25 protein-coding genes, 1 pseudogene and 1 riboswitch are annotated in these 22773 nt (G+C 71.1%); of the genes and pseudogenes, 15 read left to right on the forward strand and 11 right to left on the reverse strand.

The features are described 5' to 3' along the window. The first annotated feature begins 29 nt into the window (after nucleotides 1-29). Complete coding sequence (locus tag AB0K12_RS30550) at nucleotides 30-407, forward strand: YciI family protein (protein WP_364568689.1); 378 nt, start codon at nucleotides 30-32, stop codon at nucleotides 405-407. A gap of 132 nt (nucleotides 408-539) precedes the next feature. Beyond that, on the forward strand, nucleotides 540-1778 hold the full coding sequence (locus AB0K12_RS30555) for an RNA polymerase sigma factor (protein WP_364569058.1): 1239 nt from the start codon (nucleotides 540-542) through the stop codon (nucleotides 1776-1778). On the opposite strand, the gene AB0K12_RS30560 is transcribed toward AB0K12_RS30555, so the two are convergent. Both AB0K12_RS30560 and AB0K12_RS30565 read right to left on the reverse strand, forming a co-directional pair. Further along, nucleotides 1779-1937 (reverse strand): hypothetical protein, encoded by a 159-nt coding sequence (locus tag AB0K12_RS30560; protein ID WP_364568692.1) that lies wholly within the window; start codon nucleotides 1935-1937, stop codon nucleotides 1779-1781. A gap of 80 nt (nucleotides 1938-2017) precedes the next feature. Then, nucleotides 2018-3217 carry a transposase gene (locus AB0K12_RS30565; RefSeq protein WP_364568695.1) on the reverse strand — a complete coding sequence of 400 codons (1200 nt, stop codon included), beginning with the start codon at nucleotides 3215-3217 and terminating at the stop codon, nucleotides 2018-2020. 22 nt (nucleotides 3218-3239) lie between these two features. Between AB0K12_RS30565 and tnpA the strand changes: the two are divergent. Beyond that, nucleotides 3240-3654, forward strand: a pseudogene (gene tnpA, locus AB0K12_RS30570) (IS200/IS605 family transposase). A gap of 196 nt (nucleotides 3655-3850) precedes the next feature. On the opposite strand, the gene AB0K12_RS30575 reads toward tnpA, so the two are convergent. Then, on the reverse strand, nucleotides 3851-3988 hold the full coding sequence (locus AB0K12_RS30575) for a hypothetical protein (RefSeq protein WP_364568697.1): 138 nt from the start codon (nucleotides 3986-3988) through the stop codon (nucleotides 3851-3853). Between the two features lie 63 nt (nucleotides 3989-4051). Between AB0K12_RS30575 and AB0K12_RS30580 the strand changes: the two genes are divergently transcribed. The 3 genes from AB0K12_RS30580 (at nucleotide 4052) to AB0K12_RS30590 (ending at nucleotide 5721) form a co-directional block, all read left to right on the forward strand. Further along, the gene (locus AB0K12_RS30580; RefSeq protein ID WP_364568700.1) at nucleotides 4052-4555 is read left to right on the forward strand and encodes a GNAT family protein; all 504 of its coding nucleotides are present in this window, start codon (nucleotides 4052-4054) and stop codon (nucleotides 4553-4555) included. A 120-nt stretch (nucleotides 4556-4675) separates the two neighbouring features. Then, the gene (locus AB0K12_RS30585; RefSeq protein WP_364568703.1) at nucleotides 4676-5131 is read left to right on the forward strand and encodes a hypothetical protein; all 456 of its coding nucleotides are present in this window, start codon (nucleotides 4676-4678) and stop codon (nucleotides 5129-5131) included. A 158-nt stretch (nucleotides 5132-5289) separates the two neighbouring features. After that, nucleotides 5290-5721 carry a cupin domain-containing protein gene (locus AB0K12_RS30590; protein ID WP_364568705.1) on the forward strand — a complete coding sequence of 144 codons (432 nt, stop codon included), beginning with the start codon at nucleotides 5290-5292 and terminating at the stop codon, nucleotides 5719-5721. An 18-nt stretch (nucleotides 5722-5739) separates the two neighbouring features. Here AB0K12_RS30590 and AB0K12_RS30595 read toward each other — a convergent pair whose 3' ends face one another. After that, the gene (locus AB0K12_RS30595) at nucleotides 5740-7359 is read right to left on the reverse strand and encodes an ABC-F family ATP-binding cassette domain-containing protein (RefSeq protein WP_364568708.1); all 1620 of its coding nucleotides are present in this window, start codon (nucleotides 7357-7359) and stop codon (nucleotides 5740-5742) included. 250 nt (nucleotides 7360-7609) lie between these two features. Continuing rightward, nucleotides 7610-8956 carry an MFS transporter gene (locus AB0K12_RS30600; protein ID WP_364568711.1) on the reverse strand — a complete coding sequence of 449 codons (1347 nt, stop codon included), beginning with the start codon at nucleotides 8954-8956 and terminating at the stop codon, nucleotides 7610-7612. A 125-nt stretch (nucleotides 8957-9081) separates the two neighbouring features. Between AB0K12_RS30600 and sigJ the strand changes: the two genes are divergently transcribed. Continuing rightward, nucleotides 9082-9966, forward strand: a complete 885-nt coding sequence (gene sigJ, locus AB0K12_RS30605) for an RNA polymerase sigma factor SigJ (protein WP_364568714.1) — start codon at nucleotides 9082-9084, stop codon at nucleotides 9964-9966. A gap of 70 nt (nucleotides 9967-10036) precedes the next feature. Next, nucleotides 10037-11227: an FAD-dependent oxidoreductase gene (locus AB0K12_RS30610; protein ID WP_364568717.1), complete on the forward strand. Its 1191-nt coding sequence runs from the start codon at nucleotides 10037-10039 to the stop codon at nucleotides 11225-11227. A 20-nt stretch (nucleotides 11228-11247) separates the two neighbouring features. Here AB0K12_RS30610 and AB0K12_RS30615 read toward each other — a convergent pair whose 3' ends face one another. The 3 genes from AB0K12_RS30615 to AB0K12_RS30625 form a co-directional block, all read right to left on the reverse strand. Next, on the reverse strand, nucleotides 11248-12132 hold the full coding sequence (locus tag AB0K12_RS30615; protein WP_364568720.1) for an NAD-dependent epimerase/dehydratase family protein: 885 nt from the start codon (nucleotides 12130-12132) through the stop codon (nucleotides 11248-11250). Nucleotides 12133-12243: 111 nt separating this feature from the next. Beyond that, complete coding sequence (locus AB0K12_RS30620; RefSeq protein ID WP_364568723.1) at nucleotides 12244-12804, reverse strand: GNAT family protein; 561 nt, start codon at nucleotides 12802-12804, stop codon at nucleotides 12244-12246. An 84-nt stretch (nucleotides 12805-12888) separates the two neighbouring features. After that, complete coding sequence (locus tag AB0K12_RS30625) at nucleotides 12889-13191, reverse strand: hypothetical protein (protein WP_364568726.1); 303 nt, start codon at nucleotides 13189-13191, stop codon at nucleotides 12889-12891. A 151-nt stretch (nucleotides 13192-13342) separates the two neighbouring features. Here AB0K12_RS30625 and mqo point away from each other — a divergent pair, with 151 nt between their 5' ends. Together mqo and AB0K12_RS30635 are read left to right on the forward strand one after the other, a co-directional pair. Beyond that, nucleotides 13343-14812, forward strand: a complete 1470-nt coding sequence (gene mqo / locus AB0K12_RS30630) for a malate dehydrogenase (quinone) (RefSeq protein ID WP_364568729.1) — start codon at nucleotides 13343-13345, stop codon at nucleotides 14810-14812. Nucleotides 14813-15001: 189 nt separating this feature from the next. Next, nucleotides 15002-15145: riboswitch (cyclic di-AMP (ydaO/yuaA leader) on the forward strand. A 12-nt stretch (nucleotides 15146-15157) separates the two neighbouring features. After that, the gene (locus AB0K12_RS30635) at nucleotides 15158-15886 is read left to right on the forward strand and encodes a GH25 family lysozyme (RefSeq protein WP_364568733.1); all 729 of its coding nucleotides are present in this window, start codon (nucleotides 15158-15160) and stop codon (nucleotides 15884-15886) included. A gap of 13 nt (nucleotides 15887-15899) precedes the next feature. On the opposite strand, the gene AB0K12_RS30640 is transcribed toward AB0K12_RS30635, so the two are convergent. Then, nucleotides 15900-16643 (reverse strand): SDR family oxidoreductase, encoded by a 744-nt coding sequence (locus AB0K12_RS30640; RefSeq protein WP_364568737.1) that lies wholly within the window; start codon nucleotides 16641-16643, stop codon nucleotides 15900-15902. 156 nt (nucleotides 16644-16799) lie between these two features. Between AB0K12_RS30640 and AB0K12_RS30645 the strand changes: the two genes are divergently transcribed. Together AB0K12_RS30645 and AB0K12_RS30650 are read left to right on the forward strand one after the other, a co-directional pair. After that, entirely contained in the window at nucleotides 16800-17585 is a 786-nt protein-coding gene (locus AB0K12_RS30645; RefSeq protein ID WP_364568740.1) for a HAMP domain-containing sensor histidine kinase, read from the forward strand. A 31-nt stretch (nucleotides 17586-17616) separates the two neighbouring features. Next, nucleotides 17617-18372: an SDR family oxidoreductase gene (locus tag AB0K12_RS30650; protein ID WP_364568743.1), complete on the forward strand. Its 756-nt coding sequence runs from the start codon at nucleotides 17617-17619 to the stop codon at nucleotides 18370-18372. Between the two features lie 87 nt (nucleotides 18373-18459). On the opposite strand, the gene AB0K12_RS30655 is transcribed toward AB0K12_RS30650, so the two are convergent. Together AB0K12_RS30655 and AB0K12_RS30660 are read right to left on the reverse strand one after the other, a co-directional pair. Then, nucleotides 18460-18642 (reverse strand): DUF397 domain-containing protein, encoded by a 183-nt coding sequence (locus tag AB0K12_RS30655; RefSeq protein WP_345385633.1) that lies wholly within the window; start codon nucleotides 18640-18642, stop codon nucleotides 18460-18462. A gap of 43 nt (nucleotides 18643-18685) precedes the next feature. Then, the gene (locus AB0K12_RS30660; protein WP_364568746.1) at nucleotides 18686-19534 is read right to left on the reverse strand and encodes a helix-turn-helix transcriptional regulator; all 849 of its coding nucleotides are present in this window, start codon (nucleotides 19532-19534) and stop codon (nucleotides 18686-18688) included. A 254-nt stretch (nucleotides 19535-19788) separates the two neighbouring features. Between AB0K12_RS30660 and AB0K12_RS30665 the strand changes: the two genes are divergently transcribed. The 3 genes from AB0K12_RS30665 (at nucleotide 19789) to AB0K12_RS30675 (ending at nucleotide 22771) form a co-directional block, all read left to right on the forward strand. Beyond that, nucleotides 19789-20403: a DUF6292 family protein gene (locus tag AB0K12_RS30665; protein ID WP_364568749.1), complete on the forward strand. Its 615-nt coding sequence runs from the start codon at nucleotides 19789-19791 to the stop codon at nucleotides 20401-20403. Between the two features lie 309 nt (nucleotides 20404-20712). Next, nucleotides 20713-21702, forward strand: coding sequence for a substrate-binding domain-containing protein (locus AB0K12_RS30670; RefSeq protein WP_364568753.1), 990 nt, complete (start codon nucleotides 20713-20715; stop codon nucleotides 21700-21702). Nucleotides 21703-21715: 13 nt separating this feature from the next. After that, entirely contained in the window at nucleotides 21716-22771 is a 1056-nt protein-coding gene (locus tag AB0K12_RS30675; protein WP_364568755.1) for a galactitol-1-phosphate 5-dehydrogenase, read from the forward strand. The last annotated feature ends 2 nt before the right edge of the window (nucleotides 22772-22773 follow it).

Here is a 22773-nt window from a genome sequence, read left to right on the forward strand (position 1 = left end):
ATCACCTTGAATCACCAGGAGGAACCGTCATGCGTTACCTGATCACACTGCGCGTCGCCGCCCAGCCCGAGGGCCCGCCGCCGGCCGAGCTGATGGAGGCCATCTTCAAGCTCGGCCAGCAGGCCACCGAGTCGGGGGCGCTGCTCGACCAGAGCGGCCTCGCGCCCAGCTCCGAGGGTGCCAGGGTCGAGGTGTCCGGCGGCCGGCTGGCCGTCACCGACGGGCCGTTCGCCGAGGCCAAGGAGATGATCAGCTACGCCCTGTACGAGGTGAGGAGCAAGGAGGAGGCCGTGGAGTGGGCCGGCCGCTTCCTCAAGCTGCACCGTGACCTGTGGCCGGGATGGGAGGGCCAGGCCGACGTGCTGCGGCTCTTCAGCCCCGCCGACCTCGCGCCGCCCGGCGCCTGAGCCGGTCGGGCGCCGCGCCCGTGCCTGCGATGTCCGATCGCCTGACCCGGGCAGACGTCACGCCTCCTGATGCGGTATTCAGGAGGCGTGACGCTCGCCTGTTCCGATTCCCCCGCCGATTCGCACCGTGCGGTGGAGGCCGTGTGGCGGATCGAGGCCGCCCGGGTGATCGCCGGCTTGGCCCGCATGGTCGGCGATGTCGGGCTGGCCGAGGAGCTGGCCCAGGACGCGCTGGTCGCGGCGCTGGAGGAGTGGCCGCGCAAGGGCGTCCCGGACAATCCAGGCGGGTGGCTGATGCTGACCGCCAAGCACCGGGCCCTCGACCAGTTCCGGCGGCGCGACACGTACGAACGCAAGCTCCAGGAGGTCGGCCGCGACCTGGAGCTGCGCGAACGCCTGTCCGGTGACGACCTCGACGCGGCGCTCGACGACCACATCGGCGACGACCTGCTGCGGCTCGTGTTCACCGTCTGCCATCCCGTCCTGCCCGCCGAGGGCCGCATCGCGCTCGCCCTGCGCACGCTGGGCGGCCTGACCACCGAGGAGATCGCGCGGGCGTTCCTGGTGCCGGAGCCGACGGTGGGCCAGCGCATCTCCCGGGCCAAGCGCACGCTCACCGCCAAGAAGGTGCCGATCGAGCTGCCGCCGCCGAAGGAGTTGCCCGCCCGCCTCGCCTCGGTGCTGGAGATCGTCTACCTGATCTTCAACGAGGGATACTCGGCCACCGTGGGCGACGACTGGGTGCGGCCGTCGCTGTGCCAGGAGGCGATGCGGCTCGGACGGGTGCTGGCCGGGCTGATGCCGGACGAGCCCGAGGTGCACGGGCTGTCGGCGCTGATGGAGATCCAGGCTTCGCGCATCCCCGCGAGGACCGCGCCGGACGGCAGCCCGATCCTCCTGCTCGACCAGGACCGCAGCCGCTGGGACCGGCTGCTGGTGCGCCGCGGCCTGGCCGCGCTGGGCCGGGCCGAGGCGCTGGGCAGGATGGGCCCGTACGCGCTGCAGGCCGCCATCGCCGCCTGCCACGCCAGGGCCCTGACCCCCGAGGACACCGACTGGGCGCGGATGGCCGCGCTCTACCGGCTGCTCGCGCACGTCGCGCCGTCGCCGGTGGTGGAGCTGAACCGGGCGGTGGCGGTCGGCATGGCGGACGGCCCCGAGCGCGGCCTGGAGATCGCCGACGCGCTCGTGGCCGAGCGGCACCTGCGTGAGTACGCGCAGCTGCCGGCCGTACGCGGTGACCTGCTGGCCAGGCTGGGACGCGACGAGGAGGCGGCGGCCGAGTTCGGGCGGGCCGCCGGGCTCACCCGCAACGCGCGGGAGCGCGAGCTGTTCCTGGCCAGGGCCGCGGCGCTGCGGCAGCCGTCCTGATCAGTTCGGGGCGGTGGCCACGTCGCTCGGGGCGGGCGCCTTGATCCGCGTCTTGGCGCCCCAGCCGGTGAACCTGCTGTCGATGGTCATCGTCTTGCCCTCGAACCCGTTGGCGTCGAACACGCCCGTCGCCGCGTACGAGCTCTCCACCCGGCTCACCAGCCCCCCGCCGACGACAGCGTGAGCGTTTGACGCGCTCCTCGGGGCTGATGCCCAAGGATTGTGGCCTGTGCCGCTGTTCACGCGGCGGCACTTCCGTGGCTTCCTGCTTCGTCGGGCTGTGCCACCACGAGTGGTGGTCTTACCGGCCCTCCACAGGCGTTGAGCCTCTCCGCCCGTCCGGCGGCGAGGATGTTGATCGCGGCGTTGAGGTCCCGGTCGTGGGTTGTGCCGCAGGCGCAGGTCCACTGTCGGACGTTCAGCGGCATGGACTGCTGGATGGTTCCACATGCCGAGCACAGCTTGGAGGAGGGGAACCAGCGGCTGATCCGGTGGAACGTCCTGCCGTACAGCTTCGCTTTGTACTCCAGCATCCTCACGAAGCTGGACCATCCAGCGTCGTGGACGCTCTTGGCCAGCCTCGTGCGGGCCAGTCCCTTGACCGCCAGGTCCTCCACGTACACCGTTTGGTTCTCACGGATGATCTTCGTGGAGAGCTGATGGTGGAACTCGCGGCGCGCGTCGGCGACCTTGGCGTGCTGAGCGGCAACCCTGATCCGGGCCTTGGTCCGGTTCTTCGACCCCTTCTCTTTGCGCGACAGACCGCGCTGGAGTTTCCGCAGTTTCTTCTCTGCCCGGCGCAGAAACCGAGGAGAGGAGACCTTCGTCCCATCCGACAGCACCGCGAAATGCCCCAGCCCCAGATCGATGCCCGCCTCGGTGCCGGTGTCGGGCAGCGGGTTCTCGGTGGCCTCGACCACGAACGAGGCGAAGTACCGCCCGGCGGCGTCCTTGATCACCGTCACGCTCGACGGTGTCGCGGGCAGTTCCCGCGACCATCGCACCGCGACGTCACCGATCTTCGGCAGGGTCAGCTTCCCGCCCGGGACCACCTTGAAGCGCGCGTTCCTGGTGAACCGGATCGTCTGCCGGTTGTCCTTACGAGAACGCAAACGCGGCGGTCCGAGCTTGGGCCCCCGGCGTTTGCCGGTGACCGAGGAGAAAAAGTTGCGGAACGCGGTGGTGGCATCGGCCAGCGCCTGCTGGAGCACCACCGCCGACACCTCGGCGAGCCAGGCCCGGTCAGGGCGCTTCTTCGCCTCAGTGATCACCGAGCGGGACAGCTCCGCATCGGTGATGAACGGCAGAGCGTGGGTGTGGGCGTGCTTGCGCAGCGCGACCGCGTCGTTGAACACCACGCGGGCGCACCCGAACGCCTTCGCCAGCGCGATCCGCTGAGCGGGCGTCGGGTCCAACCGGTAGGAGTAACGCAACCGCACCCACCGATCCTACTCTTGGCTTATGGCCCGACACAGCGATATCAGAACGGGCAGGCACTGTGTTTTCGCCCTCCACGCACCTTTGGTTTTCGTGACGAAGTTCCGGCATCGCATCTCCACCGACGCGCACCTGAGGCGGCTGAAGGAGATCATGCGGGATGTGTGCCGACTTCGAGGTCGAACTACGCGAGTTCAATGGCGCGGACGACCACGTCCATCTGCTGGTGAGCTTCCCGCCGAAGGTCGCCCTGTCCAGGCTGGTCAACTCACTCAAGGGAGTCGCCTCCCGGCGGCTGCGCCAAGAGTTCCCCGAGCTGGCGCGCCACTACTACCAGGGCAACAAACTGTGGTCGGGCTCCTACTTCGCCGGGTCCGTGGGTGGTGCACCGCTGTCGATCGTGCGCCAGTCCATCGACCAGCAGAACCGTCCGCTCTGAACCGGGCAAACGCCGGTCCGCCTGGCGGCGAATCGGCTGTTCCTGCCCCGCTACGCGGGACAGTCGGCTTCACCCCGGACTGAAGCCCGGAGCACTGCCGACAATCCGCTAGCTCACCTTCGTGTCGTCGTGCATGCGCAGCGGTACCGAGGCGTCGAACCAGCGCGACACCTTCGCCAGGTCCTTAACGTGATCTTCAATGCCGTACGCCGTGCCCGGCGACGAGCTTGCTCTTGAGTGCGCGTACGGGGTCCTTGGCGGGTGCGGCGTGGGCGGGAACGGTGGTGGCGAGGACGGCCCCGCAGGCCGCCAGCACGGTGATCGTCTTCTTCATGAGTGGTGATCATGCACCAGCCGGATCACGGCCCGGCCACACGTCTGCGCTATCAATGACCCCATGGTCCTCCTCCGCGTACTCGAACCCGCCGACGCCGCCGTGATCGCCTCCTGGATCGACGATCAGGAGGCGCTCGTGCTGTGGTCCGGCAAGACCGGCTTCACCTGGCCCTTCGACGCGGGGCAGCTGCTCGCCCTGCGGGAGCCGGGCCGCCGGCTCCTGGCCGCCGTCGATCCGGCCGGCGCCGTGATCGGCCACGTCTCGCTGCGCGACCAGGACGATCACTCCGTACGCCTCGGGCTGGTCCTGGTGGCGCCGTCGGCGCGCGGCAAGGGCCACGGGGCGGCCCTGGTGGACGCGGCGCTCACCACCGCCTTCGCCGACCCGGGCGTCGCGCGCGTCACCCTCGGCGTCTACGCCCACAACGCGGGCGCCAGGCGCCTGTACGAGCGGTTCGGGTTCGAGGAGGAGCGGGTGTACGAACGCTCGATCGAGGTCGGCGGGCAGTGGTGGACGTCGGTGACGATGGGCCTGACACGGGAGGCGTGGCGAGCACGGCGATGACCTGCGCGAACTGGCACGGTCCATTCGGCGGCCTGTAACCGCGGGCACAGGCAGGGGCGGCGAAAGCCGCCCACGATGGTCACGAATCCCCTCACTCCCCAGAAACGGAAAGGTGATGTCGTGCGTCTGCTCACCGGGTTGACGATGACCGCAGTGCTCGCCGCCGGCTTACTGGCCGCCCCGCCCGCCCTGGCCGCCGAGGCGGTGCCGTTCGCCGCGGACTCGGGCGACAGCTGCCTGCGCGGGTCCACCGAGGGCACGATCCAGCGCTACGACGGGCCGGTCATCAGGCCGCGGGTCGACGTCGAAGGCGTGCTCACCGACGAGGGCGGCCCGAGCATCTGCTCCCCCGACGACAGGTACTCCGCGGCCACGTTCACCGGCTACCGGGGCAGCGAGCTCGTCGACTCCGAGACGTACAAGGTGGACAACGACCAGATCAAGTTCTCCTTCTCGCTCTCCGACGCACTCGGGGTGCGCACCATCGACCGGGTCGTGGTGCAGGTGTGCCGCCACAGCAACCCGCCCATCGGGATCAGCTACTGCGGCAAGGCCCAGGAGTACAAGATCCCCTGACCGACGCCGGGCCAAGGGCGCCTGTGCGGATCGTCACCAAGCCTTGAACCCGCCGCCGGGTAGCCGCGCGGCGGGCCGGGCAGCGTAACCCCCGGCCGACCGGCCGGCCACCGCCGGCACGAGCCGCGTGACCGGCCGGACAGGAACGGGGGGACATCATGAGAGCCGAGCACGGGCACCACCTCGACAACCCGAACGCCACCACCCCGCCGCCCAAGCTGGAGCTGGTCGCGTCGGTGCCGGCGCCGCAGGTGCCGGACGGCGCGGAGGTGATGACGCTGCTGGTCACGCTGCCGCCGGGCAGCGAGGGCAACCCGCCGCACCGCCACACCGGGCCCGCCTTCGGGTACATGATCAGCGGCGAGATGCTCTTCGAGCTGGAGGGCGAGCCCGAACGGGTGATCAGGGCCGGTGAGGCGTTCTGGGAGCCGGGCGGCGACCTCATCCACTACCAGGACGCGAACAACCTCGCCGACGCCGAGACCGTGTTCGTGGTGCACATGTGGGGGGTGAGCGGGCAGCCGATGCTCATCCCGGTGAGCGCGGAGGAACTGGAGGCCCGCCGCGACCGCCGCGCCCCACGCCCCTGACACCCGTCGGGTGGGCCGTCAGGAGGGGGCGGCGGTTTCCAGGAGGCGGCCGTCCGACAGCTCAAGCCACCGCTCCACCTTGATCTCCGCGAGGAAGCGTTCGTCGTGGCTCACCACCACGAACGCCCCCTCGTACGCGCTCAGCGCACTCTCCAGCTGTCCCACGCTGACCAGGTCGAGGTTGTTGGTCGGTTCGTCGAGCAGCAGCAGCTGGGGAGCGGGCTCGGCGCACAGCACGCAGGCCAGCGTGGCGCGCAGCCGCTCGCCGCCCGACAGCACACCGACCGGCAGGTGGGCGCCCTGGCCCCGGAACAGAAAGCGGGCCAGCAGGTTCATCCGGTCGGCGGCGGCCATGCCGGGAGCGAAGGCGGCGAGGTTCTCGGCCACCGTGCGGTCGAGGTCGAGGAGGTCGAGCCGCTGCGACAGGTACGCGACCCGCCCGTCGGCCCGCCGGGTCGTGCCCGCGTCGGGCGCCAGGTCACCGCTGAGGATGCGGAGCAGGGTGGACTTGCCGGCGCCGTTGGGGCCGGTGAGCGCGATGCGCTCGGGGCCGCGTACGGACAGGTCGATGCCCGGCGCGGCGAACAGGTCGCGGGCCAGCAGCCCCGCGCCCTCGAACACCGTGCGGCCCGCGGGCACCCGCGTGTCGGGCAGCTCCAGCACGATCTTCTGGTCGTCGCGCAGCGCCCGCTCGGCCTCGTCGAGCCGGGCCTTGGCGTCGCCGACGCGGCCGGCGTGCATCTGCCCGGCCCGGCCCGCCGACTCCTGCGCGCTGCGCTTCAGGCCGCCTGCGACGATGCGCGCGAGGCCCGCGTTCTTCAGGTTGCGCGCGGCGTTGCCGGCCCGCCGCTCGGCGCGCTCGCGGGCCTGCTGCATCTCCCGCTTCTCGCGCTTGAGCTCCTGCTCGGCGTTGCGCACGTTGCGCTCGGCGGCCTCCTGCTCGGTGCGCACCGCCTCCTCGTACGCGGTGAAGCCGCCGCCGTAGAAGCGGACCTCGCCGCGTTCGAGCTCGGCGATGCGGTCCATGCGGTCGAGCAGCGCGCGGTCGTGGCTGACCAGCAGCAGGCAGCCTGACCAGTCGCCGAGCACGTCGTAGAGGCGGTGGCGGGCGGCACGGTCGAGGTTGTTGGTCGGCTCGTCGAGCAGCAGCACGTCGGGCCGCTTGAGCAGCTGCGCGGCCAGGCCGAGCGAGACCACCTGGCCGCCGCTGAGCGTGCCGAGGCGGCGGTCGAACGTGAGCCCGCCGAGGCCGAGCCGCTCGAGCTGGGCACGGGTGCGCTCCTCGATGTCCCAGTCGTTGCCGATGGTGGTGAAGTGCTCCTCCGCGGTGTCGCCCGCCTCGATGGCGTCGATCGCGGCGATCACCGGCGCGATGCCGAGCACCTCGGCCACGGTCAGGTCGCCGACGAGCGGCAGGGTCTGCGGCAGGTAGCCGAGCACGCCCTCGACCGTGACGGTGCCGCCGCGCGGGCGGTGCTCGCCGGCGATCAGCTTGAGGAGCGTGCTCTTGCCCGCGCCGTTGGGCGCGACCAGCCCGGTGCGGCCGCCGCCCACGCTGAAGGACAGGTCGGAGAAGACCGGGGTGTCGTCGGGCCAGGAGAAGGACAGGTGGGAGCAGACGATGAACGCATCGGACATGGCAGACCTCATACGGGAACGCGGGCGCGCCGAAAGCCGCCCGGCGAAAGGGACAGGGATTCGGGAAACGACGAGACAGGGCCACGCGCGGCGGCGGTCAGTTCACGCCTGCCTGGGGCCCGGACCTCCGGTATCACCCGGAGATGTCGTCGTCACCTGCCATGTCTGGTCTCCTCGATGCGTCGCGGGACGTGCCGCGGCACGCCCGGTTTGAGCGCCTCACACGATAGCAGCCTCTGGCGGGTGGCCCTCAAGCCATTTCCGCCGGCTCGCGTAACCGCCACACGGCGGGCACCAGCAAGGTGCCGGCGGTCAGCACGACGGTGATCGCCGCGCAGCCCAGCAGGACCAGGCGGGTGCCGAGCAGCGTGACGGCGGGCCCGGCCAGCGCCATGCCGAGGGGCGCGGCGACGAGCCCGCCGAGCAGGGTGACGGAGTAGGCGCGGGCGACCAGCTCATCGGGCAGGTGCCGCTGGACGGCCGTGGTCTGCATGACGTTGTGCACCACCACCTGGCCGCCCGCCAGGACGGCGGCGATCGTGAGCTGCCAGACCGGCGCGGGGACGGCCAGCAGCGCCGGCAGCGGCGCCATCAGCAGGAACACCAGCAGCGCCGCCACCATGGGCCGGGCCGGCCGCCAGCGGGTGGCGGCGACTCCCCCGGCCAGGCCGCCGGCGGCGTACGCGATGCCGATGGCCGACCAGGCGGGCGCTCCCCCGAGGTGCAGGTCGGCGACGTACGGGCCGAGCACGAGGATCGGCGAGACCACGAACGCGTTGGCGACCGCGATGTGACCGGTCCAGACCCACAACCACGTGCGCCGCCGCACGGCGGTGAGCCCGCCGCCGATGCTCGCCAGCAGCCCCTCCTGCCGCGCCGCCGCGAGCCGCCCGGGGAGCCGGTAGAGGAAGGCGGCGCTCACCAGGAACGTCAGCGCGTCCACCGCGATCGCCCAGCCCGGCCCGACCAGCGCCACCAGCGCCCCCGCCGCGCCCAGCGCCAGGATCGACACCGTGCTCCTGGAGATCGACAGCAACGAGTTGGCCGCCTGGAGGTGCTCCTTGGCGGTCAGCGAGGTGACCAGGCCCACGGCGGCCGGGTTGAAGAACGCGGTGCCGGCCCCGGCGACGAGCTGCAGGGCCACCAGCATCCACAGCTGCGCGGCGCCGGTCAGCAGCAGCACCGCCGTCACGCCGTGCGTCGCGAACCTGACGAGGTCGGCGGCCAGCATGATCGTGCGGCGCGGGAACCGGTCGCCCGCCGCCCCGCCCACCAGCGTCAGCGCGATGATCGGCAGCCGGGTGCTCAGCACGACGATGCCCAGGTCGACCGGGGAGCCGGTGAGGTGGAGGACGGCGAAGGCGATCGCCAGCGGCGTCAGCGCGTCACCGAACGCGGACGCGGTGTGCCCCACGTAGTAGCGCCGGAAGTCCTTCGCCCGCAGGGGCGCCACCATGCCCGCCGCCCTGCCCACCACCCTGCCCGCTGCCCTGCCCACCACCCTGCCCGCTGCCCTGCCCGCTGCTCTGCCCGCCGCCCGCCCGGCCCGGGCTCCGGCGGGGGCGTCCACGTCGGCGGGCGGATCTGAGCGGGGCATGGGGCACTCCTTCGATGGTGACGGGCGGCGGGGCCACTCTGGCAGGCGGGACCGACAGAACCGGGTCCTGGCGGGAGGGACGATGCGGGCGGGAGGCCGGAGGGGGCGGCTCGGATAATGGGCGCATGGTGAGCGCGACGAGTGCCGGCGAGGCCGGCCGGCTGGCGGAGTTCGAAAAGCATCGCGGTCACCTGTGGGGCGTGGCGTACCGGATCATGGGCACGAAGGCGGACGCCGACGACGCGCTGCAGGAGGCGTGGCTGCGCTGGCGGAATGCCGGCGAGGCGCAGGTCAGGGACGTGCGCGCCTACCTGACCACCACCGTGAGCCGGATCTGCTACGACGTGCTCACCTCGGCCAGGGCGCGGCGTGAGGCGTACGTCGGGCCGTGGCTGCCCGAGCCGGTCGTGCAGGAGCTCGGCCCCGAGGACAGGGCGGCGCTGGACGACTCGGTCAGCATGGCGTTGCTGGCGGTGCTGGAGCGGCTGACGGCGGCGGAGCGGGTGGCGTTCGTGCTGCACGACGCGTTCGGCGTGCCGTTCGCGGAGATCGCGGACGTGCTGGGGCGCAGCGACGAGGCGGTGCGGCGGCTGGCGTCGCGGGCCCGCGCCCGGGTGCGCGAGCACGGCCCCCGCCGGACGACGGACCGCTCGACGCATCGCAAGGCGGTGGAGGCGTTCACCGCGGCGGCGCTGAACGGCGACCTGTCGGGGCTGGTCGCGGTGCTCGATCCGGAGGTGGTGTGGCGCTCCGACGGCGGCGGCGTGGTGTCCGCGGCAATGCAGCCCGTGTCGGGCGCGGACCGGGTGGCCCGCATGGTGCGGGGCATGATGGAGCGCTGGATGCAGGGGATGGACGTGGAGTTCGCCGAGGTCAACGGCGCGTTCGGGGCGGTGGTGCGGACCGTGGACGGCGCCGTGGACACCGTGGTGGCCTTCGCCGTCGCCGAGGACGGGCGCATCACGGAAGTCGACGTCGTACGCAATCCGGAAAAGCTCCCGCGAGCGTGACGCTCATCACCATCACGTTTCCGGCCGCCCGCTCGTCTGTGTCGCAGAAGGTTCTGAGAGAGGACACGACATGGACGCCAAGAAGAACGCCCACAGGAACGCCCGCAAGAACATCGTGGTGGTCGGCGCGGGCTACGCCGGCCTCACAGCGGCGCTGCGGCTGGACAGGAAGCAGCGCATCACCCTCATCAGCGCCGAGTCGCACTTCACCCAGCGGATCAGGCTGCACGAGCTGGCGGCGGGCCGGCCGGAGGTGACGGTGCCGCTGAGCGAGCTGACCAAGGGCACCGGCATCACGACCGTGCAGGCCAGGGTCGGCGGCATCGACCTGGACGCCAGGCAGGTGCGCACGGAGGACGGGCGGGTCTTCCCGTACGACACGCTCGTGTACGCCCTGGGCAGCCGCACCGACACCACCGCCCCCGGGGTGGCCGAGCACGCCTACACCGCCGAGACCGCGGGCGACCTGCGGGCGAGGCTGGACGCCGGCGGCGGCGACCTGGTGGTGGTCGGCGGCGGGCTGACCGGTGTGGAGATGGCCGCCGAGCTGGCCGAGTCGTACCCGGCGTGGCGGGTGGCGCTGGCCACCGGCGGCGCGGTGGGCGCGGGCCTGTCGGACAAGGGCCGCCGGCACCTGGCCCGTACGTTCGGCCGGCTGGGCGTGCGCACGCACGAGTGGACCCGCGTGACCGGCGTCGGGCCCGACGGGGTGCGTACGGACCAGGGCGTCATCACGGCGGACGTCGTGGTGTGGGCCGGGTCGTTCACGGTGTCGCCGCTGGCCGCCGAGTCCGGGCTGGCCGTGGACGAGCGCGGCAGGATCGTGGTGGACGAGACGCTCACCTCGGTCTCGCACCCCGACGTGTACGCCGTGGGCGACGCGGCGGCCGTGCAGGTGCAGGGCAGCACGAACCGGATGTCGTGCGCCGCGGGGATGCCGATCGCCGCGCACGCCGCCGACGTGATCAACGCGCGGGCGGCCGGGCGGACCCCCGAGCCGTTCCGGTTCCGCTACCTGCTGCAGTGCATCAGCCTGGGGCGGCGCGACGGTCTGGTCCAGCTCGTCAACGGTGACGACTCGCCGAAGGACCGGATCCTGAGCGGCCGGACGGCGGCGTTCGTGAAGGAGCGGATCTGCCGGTTCACGGTCGCCTCGCTGCGCTGGGAGCGCGCCCGCCCCGGCACCTACATGTGGGTCAAGGGTTCGGCCCGGCGGACGGGCGCCGAGGCCCACCGCGCCCAGACCTCGGCCGCGCGTTGAGCGGCGCGCCGGCCGCCGTGTCAGGCGGCGGCGTAGCTGCCCCGGGTGACGTCCTCGACCAGGGACGGGCCGGCTGGCTTCCAGCCGTACAGCCTCTCGGCCCGCGAGGGGTCGAGGGGCGTCGAGCCGGTGAGCGTGCGCGCCAGGTCGCCGAAGAGCTGCGTGGCCTGGTCGAGGGACATCGAGGCGGTGCGCGTGCCGGTGAGGGTGGCGACCGCCTCGACCATCTCGCGGAAGGCCGTGCCGGTGCGGGTGGCGGCGTTGACGACGCCGCCACCCTCTTCCCCGGTGAGGACGGCGGCGTAGAGGGCGGCCAGGTCGTCCACGTGGACGGTGGACCAGGTGTTGCGGCCGTCCCCGACGTAGGTGGCGACGCCCTGCGCGCGGGCTCCGGCGATCAGGCCCTGGAGCAGGGCGCTGCCGCCGCGGCCGTAGATCAGACCGGCCCTGACCACGGTGACGGCGAGGTTCGTGGCGGCGAGGACGCGGCGCTCGCCGAGGTACTTGTGCGGCTGCCTGGCGGTCTGCTCGCTGACCTCCTCGTCCTCGGTGACCGGCCGGCCCTTGGTGTCGGGGTAGACCATGCCGGTGCTGGTGTAGACGAAGGGGCGGCCGTCGGCGAGGCCGGTCAGCAGCGCGTCGAGCGCGGGCTGCTCGACGTCCTGCATGGCCGGGTCGCCGTAGTCGACGGCGGCGTGCACGACGGCGTCGTTGCGGGCGGCGGCCTCGTGCAGGACGGCGGTGTCGGCCAGGCCGCCCGCCACGGGGGTGGCGCCCAGTTCGGCGACGCGGGCGCCGGCCCGTTCGGAGCGGGCGAGGGCTTCGACGGTGTGACCTGCGGAGATGAGGTGCTCGGTGAGCACACCGCCGAAGTAGCCGCTGGCGCCGGTGATGAAGATGCGCATGGTCGCTTTCCTTTCACGGACAGCAGGAAGAGACGGACTCGGACAGGCGTGCGCCTTCCGTCCTCTCCCTGAACCGTAGCAGAAATCGGATGATGTATCCGAATCGACGAGCTATCCGCTTCGTCGCGCCGTGCGCCACTCCGGTGCCAGCACCGACCAGATCTCCACGTCCAGCCGCTCGCCGCGATGCTTGTAGCTCTCCCTCAGCACGCCCTCCTTGGCCATCCCGAGCCGCCTGGCCACGGCGATGCTGGCCGCGTTGCCCGAGGCGACGACCCACTCCACGCGATGGATGCCGCGCTCGTTCACGGCCCAGTCGATGAGGATCCTGGCCGCCCTGGTCACCAGCCCCTTGCCGGCCGCCGCGGGCTCCAGCCAGCAGCCCACCTCGGCCTCGCCCTGCTCGACGTTCATCGTGCGCAGCATGACGCCGCCGGACAGCGTGCCGTCCAGCCAGATGCCGTGGATCCGCGCGGTGTCGGCGGCGGTCGCGTCGGCGTAGCGCTGCAGGAACGCGCGGCTCGACGGCAGGTCGGTCACCACGTCGGCCAGCCCCACGAAGCGCCCGATGAACTCCCGCCCCCTGTCGATGTGAGCCAGGAACTCCTCCGCCCGCCAGGGCTCCAGGGGGCGCAGCTCGGCGCCGTTCACTCCCAGGGACTTCGCGTACATACGCCCACCTCCACGACGGTTCAACCAGTAATGCGTGGAGTGTCCCATTGATGCGCCGGGAGGCGGACGCCTCCCGGGGCGCTGTCAGTCGCCGTCGCGGTAGTCGCGCAGCTCGCGGCGGGCCGCGCGCCGCTCGCGGCGGCGCGCCTCACGGCAGTAGTCGGTCCACTCCCGGCCTCCGCTGAGGGTGCCCTCACCGAACAGGAACGTGTCGGTGGCCTGCCAGTAGCAGCCGCTCATGCGCCGGTTGAGCGACGCGCTCTCGCGGTCGACGCGGCCGGGAAGGGTGCAGACGCCGTCGCGGTGGTCGTGAACGGGCCGGCAGTGCACCATCGGCGCCTCGGCCATCTTCACCCACCAGGGACGGGTCTTGTCGGTCTTGCTCATACGGTCACCTTTCGGCTCCGTGACGCCCCCGGGTGGGGCCGTCGCTAGACCGGGTGCATCGTGATCACCTCCTGTGCCGTACGGGCGCTCGAAGATCCACGCTACTCCGGATCCCGCACGCCGCGCGGACGCTGTTATACAAGTAGCGAACATGTCATATGAGTTGGAGGTGAGCCGGGTGGGCTACGACGTGGTCCTGGTCGGCGGTGGCATCATGAGCGCCACCCTGGGCGTGCTGCTGCGCCGCGTGCAGCCGGACTGGTCGGTGCTCGTCCTGGAGCGGCTCGACGGCCTCGGCCTGGAGAGCTCGTCGGCCTGGAACAACGCCGGCACCGGGCACGCGGGACTGTGCGAGTTCAACTACACGCCGCTCACCGGCGACGGCCCGATCGACGTCGGCGGGGCCATCGCGATCAACGAGCAGTTCCAGCTCTCCCGGCAGCTGTGGGCGAGTCTGGTCGAGGAGGGCACGCTGGGCGATCCCTCCGGGTTCATCCGGCCGGTGCCGCACCTCTCCTTCGCCCGGGGCGCGGCCGGGGTCGAGCACCTGCGGCTGCGGCACGCGGCGCTGCGCGACCATCCGCTGTTCGAGGGGCTCGAGCTCATCCGCGACCGGGCGGTGATGGCGGAGCTACTGCCGCTGATGTTCGCCGGCCGGCCCGCCGGTGAGCAGGTGGCGCTGTGCCGTTCTCGTGGCGGCACCGACGTCGACTACGGCGTGCTGACCCGGCGGCTGTTCGCCGCGCTCGAACGTGCCGGCGTCGAGGTGCGGACCGGGCACGAGGTGCGCGGGCTCTCCCGTGACCGCAGGTCGTGGCGGCTGCGGGTGCGCGACCTGGCGGGTGCCCGCGACTACGGGGTGCGCGGGTCGTTCGTGTTCCTGGGGGCGGGCGGGGGCACGCTGCCGCTGCTGCAGAGCGCCGGGGTGGCGGAGACGCGGGCGTACGGGGGGTTTCCGATCAGCGGGCGGTTCCTGCGGACGGGCCGGGCCGAGCTGGTGGCCGGGCACCACGCCAAGGTCTACAGCCACGCCGAGCCGGGTGCGCCCGCCCTGTCGGTGCCGCATCTCGACACCCGGGTCGTGGACGGGCGGACGTACCTGATGTTCGGGCCCTTCGCCGCGTTCTCGCCGCGCTTCCTCAAGCGCGGCAGGCTCACCGACCTGCCGGGATCCGTCACGCCCGGCAACGTCGTGACACTGCTCGGCGCCGCCCGCGCCGAGCCCGCCCTGCTGCGCTACCTGGTCGGGCAGCTCGCGCAGACGCGCGGCGACCGGCTGCGAGCGCTGCGCCGGTTCGTCCCCGAGGCGCGGGCGGCGGACTGGGAGCCGATCACCGCGGGCCAGCGGGTGCAGGTGGTCAAGCCGGTGAACGGGCGCGGGTCGATCGCCGGGTTCGGCACCGAGGTGGTGACGTCGGCCCACGGCGGGCTCGCCGCCCTGCTCGGGGCCTCGCCGGGGGCGTCGGCGTCCGTGGCGATCATGCTGGACGTGCTCGGACGCGCCTTCCCCGGCCGCCTGGACGGCTGGCGGCCGGCGTTGCGCGAGCTCGTGCCGTCGTACGGCGCCGCGCTGCCGCCGGAGACCCTCTCCAGGACGGCCCGGACGCTTCGTCTGGAGTGAACGCCGGAAAACTTTACCCATTTCCGGATCCGCGACCTACACGGGGATTTCGAACCGCTTACCAGGTCAGCGGAGTGAAAGTCCCTTTAGAGTACTTGCAGATACTTTTGCGAATTATGTACTTTTGCGGGTCGAGGGACCACCGCAGCGCGTGCCCTCGCATCTTTGACCGGACCGTACGCCGTCTCCGGCGTACGGCCGCCGAATCCGCGTCCCGCGGAACCGGGGACCCACTTTCCGGGGTGAATCGGACGCCCGCTCATGCCCGCGTCCGTAGGGCACTTCCAGTCCCGAACCCGTCAGCTAACCCGGTAGGCGGCATGGAAGCAAGGAGTCAACATCCGTATGGCCAAGCTTGCCGAGAACCGCAAGCGCCTCGGACTGGCGCTCGGCGGAGCCGTACTCGCCGCCGTCACCGCCGTCACCGGCACCGCACACGCCTCCACCACCGACCAGGTCGCCCCGCACGAGGCGGCCCAGCACAGCTCCGCCCTGACCTACGGCCTGGACATCTCCCACTACGAGCCGCTGTACGACTGGAGCTCCAGCTCCGCGCAGTTCGGCATCATCAAGGCCACCGAGGGGACCGACTTCGTCGACTCCTCCTTCGCCAGGCACTGGCGGGAGCTCGGCGAGAAGGGCATCGTGCGCGGCGCCTACCACTACGGCCACCCCGCCGACGACCCCATCGCCGACGCCAACCACTTCCTGGCCGCGGTGAACGCCCAGCCCGCCAGGGCCGGTGACCTGCTGGTCCTCGACCTGGAGACGACCGACGGCAAGTCCGTCGCGGAGGTCAACGCCTGGGCCAAGGCGTGGCTGTCGTACGTGGAGAACCAGACCGGCACCAAGCCGCTCTTCTACAGCGGCTGGAACTTCGCCGACACCTACGGCCACGGCCTGGCGCAGTACCCGCTCTGGGTCGCCCACTACAGCCGGGCCAAGGGCGCGATCACGCCGCCGGCCGACTGGAAGTCGTGGGCGATCCACCAGTACACGGACGTCCCCATCGACCAGAACGTCTCGGCTCTGACGCCCGACCAGCTCCGCGCCCTGGGCCGCCAGTCCGTCTGACGTCTCGGGCGTGCTACCCGGCGGCGGCCCAGTCGCCGTAGCGAGCCCCGCCGAGCCGCGCCTCCCCCAGCGGCACGAGCGAGTGCTCGCCCAGCTCGCTCCCGAAGTAGCGCGCGTGCGGGTCGGTGACCACCTCACGGTGGTCACCGAGCCCCGCCAGCGCCTGCCGGACGAACTCGTCCATCCTGACCCGCTCCGGCCCGGCCACCTCCAGCCGGCCGTTGAGCGGCCTACCCTCCGCGACCTCGCACAGCGCCGCCGCCACGTCGTCCCCGGCGATCGGCTGGAACAGCACAGGCGCGATGCGCACCACTCCCCCGTCGGCGGCCTCGTCCGCGATGCCCTTCACGAACTCGAAGAACTGCGTCGCGTGCACCAGCGAGTACGGGATCCCCGACTTCTCGATCAGCTGCTCCTGCGCGACCTTCGCCCGGAAATATCCGTTGTCCGGCATGCGTTCGGTGCCCACGATGGACAACGCGACATGGTGCCCGACTCCCGCCTCCAACTCGGCGGCCAGCAGGTTGCCGGTGGAGGTCTCGAAGAACTCCAGGACGGCGGCCGGTTCGAACGACGGCGCGTTCGACACGTCGACCACCACCTGCGCCCCCTCCAGCGCTTCGGCGAGACCCTCGCCGGTGAGCGTGTTCACCCCGGTGCGCGGCGAAGCCGCCACCGCCTCGTGGCCGTCACGCGACAGCCTGGTCACCAGCTTCGATCCGATCAGGCCGGTCCCGCCGACCACCACGACCTTCATGGCACGCCTCCCCCTCGCCGCAGTCCACCGCACCCTCCCCTTGCCACCTCCCGCTAAGCCCTCGGCTCGGCAAAGTCCCCGCCTCGCGGTCACAGACCGGGAAGCTGCGCTGTCCTAGCTGGTGACAGGCTCGCTGAGCGCCTGGGGAGGAACCTGATGAGACACGACCATGCCGCGCTGCTGGCGGCCGTCCCGAACCCGTGCCTGGTCATGGCAGGGGACATGACGATCATGGCGGCCAACCAGCCGTGCCTCGACGCCTGCGGGCGCGAGCGGGACGAGCTGGTGGGCATGCCCGTGCTCATCCCGCGCGCCGACGAGCTGCACGAACGGGCGCGGGCGGCGCGGCGCTTCACCGCCGACGCCTCCCACGAGGTCCGTACGCCGCTGGCCGCGCTGCGCGTCCAGGTGGAGGCGGCCCGGCGGCACCCGGACGACATCGACGTGACCGACCTGCTCGACCACGTCAGCGACGACCTCGACCGGCTGGAACACGTCACCACCGACCTGCTCCTGCTGTCCAGGCTCGAAGCCGGCCTCGACGACCGCGAACTGACCGACGTGAACCTGACCGCCCTGGTGGAGTCGGCCTCGGCCGGTATCGGCGACGTGCGGCTCCGCCTGGACCCCGCCGTCCTCACGCGCGCCTCATCCACCTACCTGACCCGTCTCCTGGCCATCCTCCTCCGCACCACCCGCCACCCGGCGACCGTCACCCTGCACCGCACGGCCGGCTACGCGGAACTCCGCCTGACCAGCGACAACCCCTCGGAAACGAGCGACGAGCCGGCCGGCGACCAGGGAGGCACCGGCCTCTGCCAGGCCATCGCCCGCGCCATCACCACCGCCCACCACGGCAGCCTGCACGTCGAGACCCACGGCGCCCGCATCACGCTGCGCCTCCCCCTCCGCGCAGGCCCACGAACCCACCCCAGCACCTGACCGCACCGAACAGGACAAGGAAGTTCAGCACGTGACCAGTCGTCATCTCGAGAACACCGTCGCGATCGTCACCGGCGCCGGCTCCGGCATCGGCCGGGCCACCGCGATCGCCCTGGCCCAGGCGGGCGCGCACGTACTCGCCGTGGGCCGCCGCCCAGCCCCTCTGGAGGAGACCGCCACCCACCACCCCGGCATCGCCGTCCATTCCGCCGACATCACCGCGGACGGCGCCCCGCAGGCCGTGGTGAAGGCCGCGACGGACCGCTGGGGCCACCTGGACGTCCTGGTCAACAACGCCGGCGGCACAGCCCTCATGCCGCTGGCGGAAACGGACGCGACGCGCATCGCAAGCCTCCTGGCCCTGAACGTCACCGCCCCAAGCCTCCTGGCCCACGCCGCCCTGCCCTACTTGCGCAAGTCCCGCGGCACGATCATCAACATCTCCAGCACGTACGGCCACCGGCCCCTGCCCGGCGCCGCCCACTACGCCGCCTCGAAGGCCGCCATCGAACAGCTGACAAGAAGCTGGGCCCTGGAACTGGCCGCGGACGGCATCCGCGTCAACGCCGTCGCACCGGGCCCCACGGAAAGCGAGGCCCTGACCGCCGCCGGTCTCCCGGAGGAGACCGTCACCCAGATCAAGCAGGACGAGGCCGCCAGCATCCCCCTGGGCCGCCGCGGCGTCCCGGAGGAAGTGGCCACCTGGGTCCTCCACCTCGCCGACCCCACCACAACCTGGCTCACCGGCCAGATCCTCGCCGTGGACGGCGGCCTCAACCTCACCTGACCGGCCGAACCGACGAGCAGCCGACGCCCTTCACGGACGCCGGCTGCTGAGGCGGGCATGGTGGTCGGTGGTTCGTGAGTGGACGCTCTAGACGTCGCCCCGTTTGACCTTCTCGATCAGTTGCCGATAGGCGGAGGCCGTGATCACGAGGGGCTGCTGGCCAAGGTTCTTGCTGTCGCGAATGGCGACCATATCGTCATCCAGCAGGCGGACTTCAACGCAATTTCCGTTATGCCCGCAGAAGCTGGACCGCGTCCACTGATCTTGCATGCGGGGAATATTATCGGCCACCCCACCAGCACCGCTGGCCTCTTCAAACCATGGATGCATCACGGTTGTATCTCGAAATGATGGTGCGGCTCGTCTCCTCGTCCAGCGCACTCCTGTGGAAATATTCGAACATCTTCTCGAAGTAGATCGAGCGCTGTTCATCCAGCAGGAATTGACTGGTGAGATTGTGATCGATGTAGACCAGGCACTGCTCGAGGGGGTTGCTCCGGTCCAGATTCAGCAGGGTGAAGGATTCCTCGAACACCCCTCGGGGCCGATCGAGGGCTGCGACCTGTAGCTTCACGTTGGGCAGCAGGGAGAAGTCCACCAGCTGCTGCAGTTGTTCCGCCATGACATCAGGCCCACCGACTGTCCGCATCAGTATGGATTCGTCCATAACGATCCATATGTGCGATGACTCAGGAGGAAGAAAGCGTTTCTGGCGGTTCAGCCGGATGGCGACGCGGTCCTCGATCTGACGCTGTGTCAGCGTGTCGTCGATGTCGCGCCAGCTCTGGATCAGATGCCGCGCGTACGCCTCTGTCTGCAGGACGCCCGGCACCACCCCCACCTCCCACTGCCGGATCGAGTCGGCCACCGCCTCGACTTCGAGAAACGACAGGAACTCCTGCGTCGGCGCGGGATAGGCCCGCCACGAGTGCGGGGTCTGACTCTGGCCGGCCAGCGCCAGAAGGCGCTCGCGCTGGATGTCGGAGGCGTTGTAGACGTCGAGCAACAATTCGATGTCGCCCTGCGAGACGCTGATGCGGGCGTTCTCGATCCTGGAGACCTTCGACGGCGACCAGCCGAGCCGGTCCTTGATGTCGTCGCCCGTCAGGGACGCACGTTCACGGAGATGACGCAGCTCCCGCGCCAGAATGCGACGCTGCACGGTGGGCGGAGAAGTGCGATTAACCATATATGTCCCAAAAGTGGCTAATTCCCGGACAGTGCCTTGATCACTCCACTTATTGAGCCACAGAAGTAAAACTGCGTGCAAGATTGCATGCAGACTTACCATACCTCACCATTGGTAGCGGGAGGGGTGCGATGACAACGGAAATCGCCGACGACGGGGACGCCCTTCAGAAGCCCACCGCATGTCGGCAGCTCGGCATCCCTGGTTCCGCGAAAAAGAGGGGAGCCTTGCATGTCCCTGGTCATCAAGGGCGGGTCAAGGCCGGAGCTCAGCTCGACCGGCTTGCCGCCTGGGGTCGCCGCCCCACGGGCACCGATGTGGTGACGCCCAGGGGTGTCTGGCATGTGGAGTGGCAGGAGTTGCATGTCGGCTACCTGCACGATGTCTACCTGGCTCTCGTTCGGCGGGCCATTCAGCCGAGTGATCACTGGATGGCGGAGTTCCTGCCGCGCTCGGCTTCCATCCTCATCGAGGATCGGGAACTCGTCGAGGAGTGCGTGCTGGCGCTGGCCTGGGATGAGGAGAGCGGGTGGCGGTTCGGGAGCTTCGTCCGGGGGGACGTGCACTGCCCGACGCTGCTGAGGCGGCAGCGGTACTTCGGTGGTGACGTGCTGCCCGAACCGGCCGAGGTGGGGGACACGGTGCTGGCCATCGTGGAGCGGCTGCGGCAGCCGCGGCGCTGGTGGTGGGGGCATCACAGGGAGCAGCCCTGGGGGTGGCACTATCCGCCGGCGTACCGGTCGTATCGGGACGTCGACGACGGGTTCGACGATCGGTTGCGGGAGCATCTGCCGCCGGACGTGCCGTACGTGGCGCCGCGCGAGCCGTCCGCGGGAGCCTGAGGGCCGATCCCCGACGCCCCCCGTGCGGGGCGGGGGGCCTTGACGAGGGTCGCCGGTCGGTACGCGTTCGCCGGTGCGGCGCAGCAGGGAATCCGACATCGCACCCCCGCCCGCCGGGGGATTTCCGACACGTACGGCGGGGCACAGCCGACGCAACGGCTGTGACCTGCGGAAACTCCTGTGACGACCATCAGACACGATGAGCAAGGACCCCAGGTCTGCTCATATGAGCAAATTCCGGCTCAAGTGTTGCATTGAGGTTAATTCCCGACTTACGGTGCGTTACCTACGTCACATACGGAGGCCCCTATGAGTAGATTTCGGCTGCTCACAATCCCTGCACTCCTCCTGATCTCCGCCCTGACCGCCTGCTCGGTGTCGTCCACGCCGGGCGGGTCGACGGAGGCGGGCGGCGAGAAGTCCGGCGGCCCGGTCGCCATCGGCTTCAGCCAGGCCACCCAGCAGTCGCCCTTCTACGTCCAGCTCCGCGAGGGTGCCGAGGCCGCTGCCAAGAAGGCGGGCGCCTCGCTCTACTTCGCCGACGCGGGCGGCGACGTCACCAAGCAGAACAACGACATCCAGGACCTCATCACCCGCCAGGTGGACGTCCTGCTCGTCAACCCGGTGGACCCCCAGGGCGTGCAGCCCGGGATCGCCGCGGCCAAGGCGGCGGGCGTGCCGGTCGTGACCGTGGACCGGCCGGTGCCCGAGGGCGCGGTCGCCCAGGTCGGGCGGGACAACAAGGCGATGGGCGAGCTCGTCGGCAAGCGGCTCAGCGAGGCGCTCGGCGACAAGGGCGGCAAGGTCATCGAGATCCGCGGCGACGCGGGCGGCGCGGTGGCGCGTGACCGCAGCGCAGGCTTCCACGACGCCGTGAAGAGCAACCCCAACATCAAGATCGTCGAGGGCCCGTACTCGGACTACGTGCGCTCCAAGGCGGTCACCGCGATGCAGGACCTGCTCCAGGTGCACCCCGACGTCGCCGCCGTGTACGCGCACAACGACGACATGGCGCTCGGCGCGCTGCAGGTCCTGAAGGAGAACGGCAAGGACAAGGTCCTGGTCGCCGGCGTGGACGGTCTCATGGAGGCGGTCAAGCAGATCCCCGACGGCCAGTACGTGGCCACCGCCCTCAACGACCCCCTCTCCCTCGGCGCCAAGGCCGTCGAGACCGTGCTCAAGGTCAAGAACGGCGAGCAGGTCGAGCCGAGCATCGACGCGGGCACCGCGCTCATCGACAAGGACGACGCGGCCCAGTACATCGGCGACGGCGAGTTCGCCGCGGCACAAGAGAAGTAGGAAAGGCACAACGATGGCGGAAACCATGCAGGCGGCGGTGCTCCACGCGCCCGGTGACATCAGGGTCGAGCAGGTGCCCGTGCCCGAGCCGGGCCCGGACGAGGCGCTCGTACGCGTGGCGGCCTGCGGCGTGTGCGGCTCGGACATCTCGCGCATGCTGCAACCGGGGATCGCCTACCACTTCCCGATCATCTGCGGGCACGAGTTCTCCGGCCACGTCGTCAGGCTCGGCGCGAACCTGGCCGCCGAAGGCAAGGTCCGCGAGGGCGACCTGGTCACCGTCCCCCCGCTGATCCCGTGCCGCACCTGCGGCCCGTGCACTCAGGGCCACTTCAGCCTGTGCAAGAAGTACGGCTACTTCGGCAGCCGCCGCGACGGCGCGTACGCCCAGTACGTGACCGTCCCCGCGGGCAACCTCATGGTGCTGCCCGCGGACCTGGACCCGAGGGCGGCGGCCATGATGGACCCGGCCGCGATCGCGCTGCACGCCCTGTGGCGGACGAACATGCGCGGCGGCCGCCGGGTGGCGGTGGTCGGCGCGGGCCCGATCGGGCTGTTCGCGGTGCAGTGGGCCAGGCTCGCGGGCGCGTCCGAGGTGCTGGCGATCGAGCTCAACGAGCAGAAGGCCGCGATGGCCACCGAGGCGGGCGCCACCCATACGGCGACCAGCGCGCAGGCGGCGGCCGAGGTCGCCGGTGAGGGCTACGACATCGTCATCGAGTCGGCGGGCGTGCCCGCCACGATCGACCAGGCGGTGGCGCTGGCGGGCCGGCACGGCGAGGCGGTGTTCATCGGCATCCCGCACGACCCGGTGGTGCTGCCGGAGTCCACGTTCAGCTCGTTCCTGCGCCGCGAGGTCACCCTGCACGGCGCGTGGAACTCCTTCTCGGCGCCGTTCCCCGGCGACGAGTGGCGGACGGCGGCGCGCGCGCTGGCCTCCGGCGAGCTGGCCTGGAAGTTCATGATCACCCACGAGCTGGGGCTCGACGCCCTGCCGGAGACCATGACCGCTCTGGGCGAGCGGTCGATCTTCAGCTCGAAGGTACTCTTCCTGCCGAACGAGGAGTGAGC

This window comes from Nonomuraea sp. NPDC049419 (assembly GCF_040676995.1).
Classification (GTDB): Bacteria; Actinomycetota; Actinomycetes; order Streptosporangiales; family Streptosporangiaceae; genus Nonomuraea; species Nonomuraea salmonea.

Bases quoted from the DNA above. Each gene is read 5' to 3' on its own strand.
- AB0K12_RS30590 (WP_364568705.1), top strand. From the start codon at position 5,290: ATGAGAGCCGAGCACGGGCACCACCTCGACAACCCGAACGCCACCACC.
- AB0K12_RS30670 (WP_364568753.1), top strand. From the start codon at position 20,713: ATGAGTAGATTTCGGCTGCTCACAATCCCTGCACTCCTCCTGATCTCC.
- AB0K12_RS30625 (WP_364568726.1), bottom strand. From the start codon at position 13,191: ATGAGCAAGACCGACAAGACCCGTCCCTGGTGGGTGAAGATGGCCGAG.
- AB0K12_RS30675 (WP_364568755.1), top strand. From the start codon at position 21,716: ATGGCGGAAACCATGCAGGCGGCGGTGCTCCACGCGCCCGGTGACATC.
- AB0K12_RS30610 (WP_364568717.1), top strand. From the start codon at position 10,037: ATGGACGCCAAGAAGAACGCCCACAGGAACGCCCGCAAGAACATCGTG.
- AB0K12_RS30620 (WP_364568723.1), bottom strand. From the start codon at position 12,804: ATGTACGCGAAGTCCCTGGGAGTGAACGGCGCCGAGCTGCGCCCCCTG.
- AB0K12_RS30615 (WP_364568720.1), bottom strand. From the start codon at position 12,132: ATGCGCATCTTCATCACCGGCGCCAGCGGCTACTTCGGCGGTGTGCTC.
- AB0K12_RS30580 (WP_364568700.1), top strand. From the start codon at position 4,052: ATGGTCCTCCTCCGCGTACTCGAACCCGCCGACGCCGCCGTGATCGCC.
- AB0K12_RS30645 (WP_364568740.1), top strand. From the start codon at position 16,800: ATGAGACACGACCATGCCGCGCTGCTGGCGGCCGTCCCGAACCCGTGC.
- AB0K12_RS30550 (WP_364568689.1), top strand. From the start codon at position 30: ATGCGTTACCTGATCACACTGCGCGTCGCCGCCCAGCCCGAGGGCCCG.
- sigJ (WP_364568714.1), top strand. From the start codon at position 9,082: ATGGTGAGCGCGACGAGTGCCGGCGAGGCCGGCCGGCTGGCGGAGTTC.
- mqo (WP_364568729.1), top strand. From the start codon at position 13,343: ATGTCATATGAGTTGGAGGTGAGCCGGGTGGGCTACGACGTGGTCCTG.
- AB0K12_RS30635 (WP_364568733.1), top strand. From the start codon at position 15,158: ATGGCCAAGCTTGCCGAGAACCGCAAGCGCCTCGGACTGGCGCTCGGC.
- AB0K12_RS30640 (WP_364568737.1), bottom strand. From the start codon at position 16,643: ATGAAGGTCGTGGTGGTCGGCGGGACCGGCCTGATCGGATCGAAGCTG.
- AB0K12_RS30655 (WP_345385633.1), bottom strand. From the start codon at position 18,642: ATGCAAGATCAGTGGACGCGGTCCAGCTTCTGCGGGCATAACGGAAAT.
- AB0K12_RS30595 (WP_364568708.1), bottom strand. From the start codon at position 7,359: ATGTCCGATGCGTTCATCGTCTGCTCCCACCTGTCCTTCTCCTGGCCC.
- AB0K12_RS30575 (WP_364568697.1), bottom strand. From the start codon at position 3,988: ATGAAGAAGACGATCACCGTGCTGGCGGCCTGCGGGGCCGTCCTCGCC.
- AB0K12_RS30600 (WP_364568711.1), bottom strand. From the start codon at position 8,956: ATGCCCCGCTCAGATCCGCCCGCCGACGTGGACGCCCCCGCCGGAGCC.